The organism is Bacteroides sp. An279 (assembly GCF_002159615.1).
GTDB classification, from domain to species: Bacteria; Bacteroidota; Bacteroidia; order Bacteroidales; family Bacteroidaceae; genus Phocaeicola; species Phocaeicola intestinalis.
The window spans coordinates 1-9,862 of record NZ_NFJA01000118.1 but is presented as its reverse complement, the minus strand read 5'-3'; the positions used below and the strand labels follow the sequence as shown (position 1 = coordinate 9,862).

Here is a 9,862-nt window from a genome sequence, read left to right as displayed (position 1 = left end):
CTTCTTTTTATGTTCTCCAATTGAAAACCGTACGGTTTCCATATCGAGAACGTACGGTTTTCAATTGGAGAACGTACGGTTTTGATATGGAAACCATAAAAGGATGATGTCTGGTGGGGAAAAGGATATTCATTTTTAATTATTTAAATCCGTGTAATCTGTGGTGAGGTAGTATTCTATATCCAAATCGACTTTGCCTGCATATTCTTTTGGAATGACGTAGGCGACATACCAAGGCTCCATAACATCTGTGAAGTCTGTTTGAATCCGGATAGACAAGTGATAACCGTCATCCGATTGAATCAGATTTTTTTGTAAATCCACAATTCCTCCATTAGCTATACCCTTTACCACCGCCAGCACACCCTCTGAGAACGGTACGCTTGCTTCGGGCTTTGTCTCTTCATCAGCAAACAGTTGGTCAAATTCGGCTTGGCTTTCGATATAAACCACGGTGTCTAAAGGTATGTCAAGGTCATAACCACGTCTGTAACTGATTTCATCGTATGCATACGGTAATTCCACAAACTCATCACTGCACGAAGCGAACGGCAAGCATACGGTTAATGCAATCAGGTAGAATAAGAAATGTTTCATAAGCGTGATGGTATGATTTAAATTTTTTGTTTTTGAGAGATTCTCTTTTGGATTACAAATATACGCATTCATTTTCAAACTTTCGTTCACGTATGTTTCAAAAAGATGCACGTATGTAACATCCATCGTAAATCAACAATGGTCGGTCTACGATGGATGTTTTTGGTTAGGCGGAATAGTCATTCACTCCGTCCGCAGGTTCTCCGTGGGGTTCATCCGGGCGGCTTTCAGGACGAGGGCGGACGAGACTGCCCATACGATGAGGAGCACCGCGAGGGCGCAGCCGGTGAAGAGCCACCACGTCAGCTCAATCTTGACGGCGAAGAGCTGGAGGAGCGAAATGCTTGCCCGCCACGCTATCAACGCGCCGATAAGGGTGGCAGGGAGCGCAATCTTCAGCAGATCGAGCAGGAAGAGGCGTTGTACGTTGGCTACCGTGGCTCCGTGGATGATGCGGATGGCTATCTCGGCGTGGCGGCGGCTGATTTCGTCGCGGATGTAGGCGATAAGCCCGATGAGCGCGATGAGCAGGATGCACGCGCCGGTGAAGAGGATGCTGTTGCGCACGTGCAGGATGCCATCGTAGAGGGCGTTCATTTCCAGTGCCAGGCTATAGGCGTGCTTCTCCTGGCTGGGCATCGTTTCCTCCACCACTTTCTGCACGGCTTTCATCCCTTCGGGCAAGAGTTGGCGCAGGCGGATAAAGAGATTGGTAGAGTAGGGCACCGGAGCGTAGAACATCACCGAGGGACGTTCGTCGGCATCTTCGGCTATCTGCGAGCCGAAATGAATTTCTTCGTACACGCCGCAGACGGTGAGCGGACCTTCGTGCTCGGTGATGTTCACCGTCTTGCCGATGGGCGAACCTGTCCAGCCCACCAGTTCGCGCATCCGTTCCACAAACTTGCGGCTGACCATTACCTGACGTGCCACGGTATCGCTCAGGTGAGGCGTGAAGGTGCTGCCTTCGATGACGGGGATATCGAACGCCTTGTGGTAATCGTCGCCCACGAGGTACATATCGGCGATGTTCATATACTCTTGTCCCGTCTCAGGGTTATATACATTGTTTCCGCTGCAATGTTCGGACGGCAGCTGATACCCCCACGTCACGCCCGCCACTTCGGGCAACTTTTTCAGTTCCTGCACGCAACGCTGCTGTTCGGTCTGTGTGATGCCGGCAAGTGGTACGTAAAGCATATCCTTGTATTCGAAGCCCGGGTCGTAATGGGTCAGCGCACGGTATTGCAGGCTGATGACCGCCAGTATCGCCACGAAGAACGTGGTGAGGAGGAACTGCACGAAGAGCAGCCCCAGCTTCCAGTGGCGTTTGCTCTCGGTATAGCGGCGGTAGGCGTAGGTGACGGGAATGCGTGTGTACAGGTAGCCGGGCATTACGCCGCAGAGGAGGACGATGAAGGCAGTCACCGCCACACATACGGCTATCGTAGAAGGCGGGAAGAGCGAGCGGAGGCTGTGCCCGATTTGTTCCTGCACCACGTCCTGAATCCCGAAGATAATCAGCACCGCCAGCGCGAGGCTGAGCAGCCCGTGGAGTGCCGACTCGGCGAGCACCATGCGGTAGATGTCGCGGCTCTCCGCCCCGTAGCAGCGGTAGGTGGCGATGCTCTTGGCGCGGTTCACCATGCCCGAAATGACCAGCAGAATATAGTTCAATACCGCTACCGCCAGCATCAGTATGGCGAAGGCGAGGAAGACGATATTCATGATGCGGTTGTAATCCGATGAGGAAAAGATTTCGCCGACGGGCTGGAAACCGATGTCATAATCCGCTCCGTTTTTCCTCAGGTCTTCCATCGGCAGGTTGGTCTCCAGCATCCGTTTCACGTTGTCCGTCAGCTGGTCGGGCTTCGCCCCGGGATAGAGGCGGATGTAGCTCTTGTAGCTGTCGTTCCCCAGCCAGTTGTTTCGCCCGTCATAGCGCACTTGTCCGATGGTGGGCAATGCCACCGCTACGTCAATGCGGGGCAGGTGAGTGTTTTCCGGAAACTCCTCAAAGATGCCGACGATGTTCAGCTTGAAGTCGGGATATTCTTTCCACGTCAGCGTGTGTCCCACGATGTCGGTGCCCAGCGTTTCGGCAAGGCGCGACGAGATGTAGGCGTTGTTCTCTTTCTCCAGCCCCGTATGCGGATTCTCGCCTATCAGGATGCGTCGGGGGAAGACGTCGAAGAACGAACTGTCGCACAGGAGGGCGTTGGCGGTCACTTCCCGCTGGTCTTCCGCCACGAGGTGCATACCGCTTTCCAGCCACGTGAAGCGTGTGGCGGCTTCCACTTCGGGGCAATACCGTTTCACGCCCGGAGCGGTGGCTCCCGGTGTTTGCGCATAGGGACGCCACGTGTCTTCTTGCGACGATTTGTATTGCTCGGTGATGCGGTACGTGTCTTCCAGCCGGGGCAGGAAGTTGTCGTAGCTTTGCTCGAAGATGACTTCGGCAAGCATGGTCAGCCCGATGGCGAGGCCGACACCGAGGCAGAGAATCTTGATAGGGTTCGCTTCGCCCCGTCGGAACAGGTTGTTTAATGCTTTTTTCATCTGGTTTATTTATTATTTAATTGTTTGTTTGGAAACGCAGATTAACGCGGATTTTCGCAGATTCAAATTTAATCATCTGTTTAATCTGCGTTGATCTGTGAAAATCTGCGTTTCTTCACAGTATATAGTTACTGTTTAGAGCTTGTTTCCCACCTCGGAAAACGTGCAAAATGTCCGCCGAGGGGTCGCCGCAGGCTTTGCAAGTGTTGCAAAGTGCGCGGCGAGGGTCTAAAACGCGTCTCGCAGTCGTGCAAAGTGTCCGCCGAGGGGTCGGCGCGGACTTTGCAAGTGTTGCAAAATGCGCGGCGAGGGTCTAAAATGCGTCTCGCAGACGTGCAAAGTGTCCGCCGAGGGTCTAAATTGCATTTTGCACGTTTTTCAAGGTTTGTTTTCACCACAGATTGCACAGATTTATAAAATTATTATTCGCCAAAGACACGAAGAAATAAATAATAAAATCTGTGTAATCTGTGGTGAAACCTGGATTCACTCCGTCTTCAGGCTGTCCACCGGATTGGCGGTCGCCGCGCGGTAATTCTGCACAGTGATAGTCACTTCGGTGATGAGGCAGATGACGGCGCACGCCCCCACAAACACCCACGGGCTGAGCGGCACGCGCTGGCTGAACTGCTCCAGCCACTGCGTCACACCATACCACGCCACGGGGGTGGCGATGACGGAGCTGACGAGGCTCAGCACGAGGTACGAGCGGCCGAACATCCAGAGTATCTGACCCGTCGAGGCTCCGTACACCTTGCGCACGCCGATTTCCTTGCGCCGGTGTTCCGCCTCAAAGATAATCAGCCCGAACACGCCTACCAGCGAGATGACAATGGCGAGCAGGCTGAAGAGCGTAATCATCTGCTGCTGGTCCGCCTCCTGTTGGTAGAGCGAGGCGTAGACCTGGTCGTAGAACTTCACGTCGACGGGGAAGCCGGTGAAGCATTCTTCTGCCGCCTGGCGCACGCGGCGCAAGGCGGTGTCCATGTCGCTTCCGGCACGCACGCGGATGTAGGCGTAGGGCAGCTGCCCGTTGGTGTACTTGGCGTTGGGGCAGAACACGTAGGGCAACGCGTTGGTCTTGAACGAGGTGAACTGGGTGTTTTGCACGAAGCCCTTGATGCGTGCTTGGTTGCCCCAGACGAAGTCCACCATTTCGCCCGCCTCGATGCCTGTCTTCCGCTGCAAGTCTTCGGTGGCAAGGAATATCATCGGGTCTTTGCTGATAGAGTCGGAGGGCAGGAATCCGGTGCCCGACGTGAGCTTCATCCCCATTACGTCGGGGAAGTTGGTGCTCACCTCGATGAAGAAGTGTCCGTACTCCTCGCCTTTATGGCGGAACATGTAGCTGGTATATCCTTCGTTTGCACCTAATTCCCACTTGGCGAACGCCACGTCGGCTATCTCGGCATAGCTCTTCAGCTTCGACTCGAAGCTATGGTAGGGGCTGCTCTGGTAGGGCATTTCGGGCAGGCTTGCCACGAGCAGCTGGTCGCGGTCGAAGCCCAAGGCACGGTTGCGCATGTAGCGGTTTTGCAGGAAGATAAACGCCGCCGACACGATGAGGGCGAACGACACCACGTACTGGAATCCGATGAGCAGGGTGCGCAGCCGCTTGCCCTTGCCGCTCAGGGCGTAGTTGCCCTTCAGCACCAGTGCGGGCGGGAAGGAGGTCATATACCATGCCGGATACAGTCCTGCGATGATGCCCACGGCGAGGGCTATCATTCCCGTACCCGCCACATATTGCCAGTAGGTGAGGAGCGAGGGCGTGAAGCCCATGAACGAAAGCACGTTCAGGCGGATGAGTGCCGCCGTGATGCCCAGTGCAATCAGCCAACCTACAAGGACGGTGCATACCGATTCGAGGGTGAGGGCACGGCGCAGTTCGCCGTTGGTGCTGCCCAGTACTTTCTGGGTGTTGATGCTGCGCATCCGCATCGGGGCGAGGGCGGTGCTGAAGTTGACCAGGTTGATGCAGGCAATGGCGATGATGAGCATCCCGATGACCACAAGCAGGGCGGTGGTGCTGCGGCTTCCGGTCTTCAGGTAATAGGGCGAGTGCATCGTGTAGTAGAAGTCGCGGATGGGGAAGACGTAGAGGGCGGTCTTGTCGTCCTTGTCCACGTTCATCCGGTCGATGGCTCGGGTGGCGGCTATCTGGCGGTTGGCTTCTTCTACGCTTACGCCGGGTTTCAGGCGGAAGAAGGCGAAGTAGTTCTGGCTTCCCCAGTCATCCTTCTGCACCCGTTCGCCCATGGTCACGAAGAGGTCGTTCTTGAACTGGCAGTTCTCGGGCAGGTCTTCGTAGATGCCGCATATCCGGTACTTGGTGGCGTCGGGCGTCAGGAAGTTGCTTCCTTCGATGTAGAGGTATGCACCCAAGGCGTTGCCGTCGGGGAACAGCTTGCGGGCATAACTCTCGGAGACGATGATGCTTTCGGGCTGCCCCATTTCGGCATCGCTTCCGGCAATGAACTTCAGCCCTACCACCTTGGCGAAGCCGGGCGATACCGCCCAGGGTGTTTCGTAGAAGTATTGCGGGTTCTTGGGGTCGGTGTAGAGGGCAGTCTTCCCCCATGCCGGCGCATAGATGGTACCGTACTCGAAGCCGGGTACTTGTTCCATTAAGTAGTCGATGGGTCCGCGCGGCAGGTAGCCCATGGTATGGTTATCGGGGTCGCCCAGGTTGAGCATCACCAATCGTTCGGGCTCTGGGTAGCAGTTGTCGAAATTCTGTTCGTAGCTCACCTTCATCATAATCACGATGAAAGCGGCAAAGGCGAACGAAAGCCCGAACAGGTTGAGCGCAGAGGCGGTGCGGAACCGCTTGAGCGTATAAAACAGGTTGCGTAATATCGTATAGTTCATAAGTGCTTGAGTGGGTGTTTAGGATTCTCACCACAGATTACACAGATTTTATCATTTATTTCTTCGTGTCTTTGGCGAATAATAATTTTATAAATCTGTGTAATCTGTGGTGAAAAATAAAGAGGAAACTACATTTCGGCAATGGAAGCCACAATCTGCCCGTCGAACAGGTTGATGATGCGTCCGGCATATCCGGCGTCGCGCTGGCTGTGCGTCACCATGACGATGGTTGTGCCTTCCTTGTTCAGTTCGGTCAGCAGTTCCATAACTTCTTGTCCGTTCTTCGAGTCGAGGTTACCGGTCGGCTCGTCGGCAAGGATGATTTTGGGGTTCGATACCACGGCACGGGCGATTGCCACACGTTGTTGCTGACCTCCGGAGAGCTGTTGCGGATAGTGCTTGGCGCGGTGGCTGATGTTCATCCGTTTCAGGATGTCCGCCACGCGCTGCTTCCGTTCGGCAGACGGTACGCCCAGGTAGGTGAGGGGAAGCTCTACGTTCTCCGCTACATTCAGTTCGTCTATCAGGTTGAAGCTCTGGAATACGAAGCCGATGTTGCCTTTGCGCACGTTTGTGCGGTCTTTTTCTTTCAGGTGTCCCACTTCTTTTTCGTCCAGATAATAATCGCCTGATGTCGGGTTGTCGAGCAATCCCATAATGTTCAGCAGGGTAGATTTGCCGCATCCCGAAGGTCCCATAATGGCAACAAATTCCTTGTCCTCCACGTTGAGGCTCACGTTGTTCAGTGCGATGGTTTCTACTTCCGTTGTGCGGAATGTCTTGCAAAGGTTTTCAATCTTAATCATAATAGTATAAGTGTTTATTGGTTAATAATTTCTTTTGTTTGTTCACCACAGATTACACAGATTTTATCATTTATTCTTCTGGTGTCTCTGTGAGAAATATAATTTTATAAATCTGTGTAATCTGTGGTGAAAAATTCATCATTCAGCTCTCACGCAATCTATCGGGTTGCTGTTCGCTGCACGGTAACTCTGCACGGTCACGGTGACGAGGGTCATCAGGATAATCAGCAGGCAGGCGGCGACGAACACCCACGCCGAGAGCGGCACACGCTGGGTGAATGACTCCAGCCAGCGGTTCATTACGTAATAGGCAACCGGCATCGCCACTGCCGAGCAAAGGATGGCGACTTTCAGACTGGCACGGTTGAATTGCCACAATATCTGGCTCGTGCTGGCACCGAACACTTTTCGCACCCCGATTTCCTTGCGCCGGTATTGCGTTTCGAAAATGGTCAGCCCGAACACGCCCACCAGCGAGATGATGATGGCAAGCACGCTGAAGGCGATGACTATCTGTTGCTGGTTGGTCTCGGCGGTATAGAGTTTCTTATATACGTTGTCGAAGAAATCAATCTCGGCAGCATAGCCGGGGAAGCTCTTCTCGAAGGCTTCGCGGGCGTGGCTCAGGGCTTGCGCAGGGTCGCTTCCGGCTTTTACACGGATATAGCCGAAAGGAAGCACGTCATCATCGTATAAATTAGGAGTAAATACGAAGGGCGTTCCGCTAAAGGCGGTGATGCGGTTCGAGGTGAACGCCACGTTGTCCACGTAGCCCGTGATTTCGGCTTTCCCCATCCAGTCGGCATTCAGTTCCTGTCCGGTGGGCAGGTTATACATCTTCTTAAATTCTTTAGTGGCGATATAGTGCCTTACGTTCCGCCCTACGGAGTCGCCGGGCAGGAAGTCGCGCCCTTCGGTCACCTTCATGCCCATGACCTTCGGGAAGTTGGTAGAGACGCGGACATAGAAAGGCTGTACGTGTTGCTCGGCTATGGTAAATCCTTGGATGTTGTACACGTTGCTTCCTCCCATTTGGTCATTGGCATACGCCACGCCTTCAAACTCCGGATAGCCCAATAGTTGCTGGTCGAATGCCTTGTAGGGCTGGCTCAGGAAAGGTTTTTGAGGCATTTGGGCGATGAGTAGCATGTCGCGGTCGAATCCGGTGCGGATGTTCTTCTGGTATTCGTTCTGCATGAAGATGAAGGTGGAGCACACGATGAGGCATGCCGAGATGAAATACTGGAAGCTGACCAGTGCGGTGCGGAGCCGTTTTCCTTTTCCACTCAGGGCGAAGTTGCCTTTCAGCATCAGTGCGGGTGGGAACGAGGTCATGTACCATGCCGGATAAAGTCCGGCAAGTACACCCGTCAGTAGGGCGATGCCTACGCTTCCGAAAATGACGGGCAGATAGTCTTTCAGTGCGGGATTGAAATCCAACGCGTCAAGTGCCTGTGTCTGCGTGAGGCAAGCCACGATGCCCAGCGCAATCAGCCAGCCCAGCAACACGGTGCACACGGCTTCCAGCACCAGTCCCGTGCGGAGCGAGCCGACAGAGCTTCCCAATACCTTTTGCGTGTTGATGCTGCGGATGCGCATCGGGGTGAGGGCGGTGGTGAAGTTGATAAGGTTCACGGCGGCGATGCCGATGACCAGTATGGCGATAAGAATCATCAGGCGCGTGTGCTGCAGGTCGCCCGTCTTGAAGTAGAACCACGGCTTGGTGTGGTAGTACACATCTCGGATAGGAATAACCATGGGTTTGACTTCCTTGAAATCAGATGACTTCTCCATCTTATCGTTGATAATCTTGTTCTGGACCAATTGGCGGTTGACTTCTTCGTAAGTGACTCCGGGTTTCAGGCGGACGAAAGCCAGATAGCTGAAGCTTCCCCACTGGTTGAGGTCCCATTTTTCTCCAATGCGGCAAAAAATGTCATTGGTAAGCTGGGCATTCTTCGGGAATTCCTTGTACACTCCGCTAATCCTGAATTGTGTTTCCTCGGTAGCTTGGTGTGGACTTTCCAAATAGATGTATTTACCTATGGCGCTTCCGTCAGGGAAAAGCCGTTTGGCTTGGCTTTCCGAGATAATGGCTCCGTTGGGGGTGTCCAGCCCTTCGTCATTGCCTTCCACGAAAGTCATTCCGATAGTCTTTGCAAAATCGGGATATACAGCTGCAACGTTTTCCTTGATGTATTTCGGATAGTGCGGGTCAGTATATACCAGATTACTTCCGAATTGCATCGAAAGCAGGGTGCCGCATTCGATTCCCGTGGTCTCTTGGATGGCAGCATCTACAAACGGGCGAGGCACCACCACCAGCTCGTTGTCTTTCCCGTCAATGGAAAGGTTCAGCACCGCCAGCCGTTCGGGTTCGGGATAGCAGGTGTCGAATTGTTGTTCATAACGGGTCTTCATCATAATTACGATGAAGGCGGCAAAGGCGGCGGATAGTCCTAATAAATTTAGGAATGAAGCCGTGCGGAACCGCTTCAGCGTGTAAAACAGGTTGCGTAGAATCGTTTGGTTCATGTTCGTTGTATGTATTAATTTATTAATTCTCTTTTTTACAATTTCAAATGCTATATGTCGTATGCTGTCTCTTTTCCTTAAGCAAATATCGTGCCAAATAAAATTTTAATTGATAATCAGGTGATTACATAATAATCATTTTTTTGAAGTGTCAAAAAATTAGACACTTGGTGTCAAAAAATTAGACACCTTATGCTGGTATTGGTTTCTCACTTATGCATTTGTCTTGTCTGCTCTTTTAGTCCCATTATTCTTGTGGATTTCCCAGATTCAAGCATGCCTTTTGATGAACATAAGTGGGTGGCCCGTTTCACATAAGTACCCTTGCCGTTTCACATAAGTGGTCCTGCCTTACCACTTATGTCCGTCTGGATGTGTGTGGATGTTTTTTTGTCCTGTGTGCCCCTCGCGCGCGTATAATTATATTAATGAGTACCCGTTTCAGCCATTTTTCATCAGTTTTAAGAATATTCGTCCTGTAATATGTTGTATGG

General features: G+C 52.8%; 5 protein-coding genes. All 5 read right to left on the bottom strand.

Annotated features, from left to right (window positions below):
* Positions 1 to 135 precede the first annotated feature (135 nt).
* Complete coding sequence (locus B5F78_RS15025; protein WP_140400185.1) at positions 136 to 597, bottom strand: hypothetical protein; 462 nt, start codon at positions 595 to 597, stop codon at positions 136 to 138.
* A gap of 183 nt (positions 598 to 780) precedes the next feature.
* Positions 781 to 3,156 (bottom strand): ABC transporter permease, encoded by a 2,376-nt coding sequence (locus B5F78_RS15020; RefSeq protein ID WP_087407102.1) that lies wholly within the window; start codon positions 3,154 to 3,156, stop codon positions 781 to 783.
* Positions 3,157 to 3,642: 486 nt separating this feature from the next.
* A complete protein-coding gene (locus B5F78_RS15015; RefSeq protein WP_087407101.1) occupies positions 3,643 to 6,027 on the bottom strand; it encodes an FtsX-like permease family protein in 2,385 nt (794 codons plus the stop codon).
* A gap of 128 nt (positions 6,028 to 6,155) precedes the next feature.
* Positions 6,156 to 6,833, bottom strand: coding sequence for an ABC transporter ATP-binding protein (locus tag B5F78_RS15010; protein WP_087407100.1), 678 nt, complete (start codon positions 6,831 to 6,833; stop codon positions 6,156 to 6,158).
* A 138-nt stretch (positions 6,834 to 6,971) separates the two neighbouring features.
* Entirely contained in the window at positions 6,972 to 9,368 is a 2,397-nt protein-coding gene (locus tag B5F78_RS15005; protein ID WP_087407099.1) for an FtsX-like permease family protein, read from the bottom strand.
* Positions 9,369 to 9,862 lie beyond the last annotated feature (494 nt).

What these genes read in the sequence shown, in the direction of transcription:
- B5F78_RS15025 (WP_140400185.1), bottom strand. Translation starts at nt 597, where the DNA reads ATGAAACATTTCTTATTCTACCTGATTGCATTAACCGTATGCTTGCCG.
- B5F78_RS15020 (WP_087407102.1), bottom strand. Translation starts at nt 3,156, where the DNA reads ATGAAAAAAGCATTAAACAACCTGTTCCGACGGGGCGAAGCGAACCCT.
- B5F78_RS15015 (WP_087407101.1), bottom strand. Translation starts at nt 6,027, where the DNA reads ATGAACTATACGATATTACGCAACCTGTTTTATACGCTCAAGCGGTTC.
- B5F78_RS15010 (WP_087407100.1), bottom strand. Translation starts at nt 6,833, where the DNA reads ATGATTAAGATTGAAAACCTTTGCAAGACATTCCGCACAACGGAAGTA.
- B5F78_RS15005 (WP_087407099.1), bottom strand. Translation starts at nt 9,368, where the DNA reads ATGAACCAAACGATTCTACGCAACCTGTTTTACACGCTGAAGCGGTTC.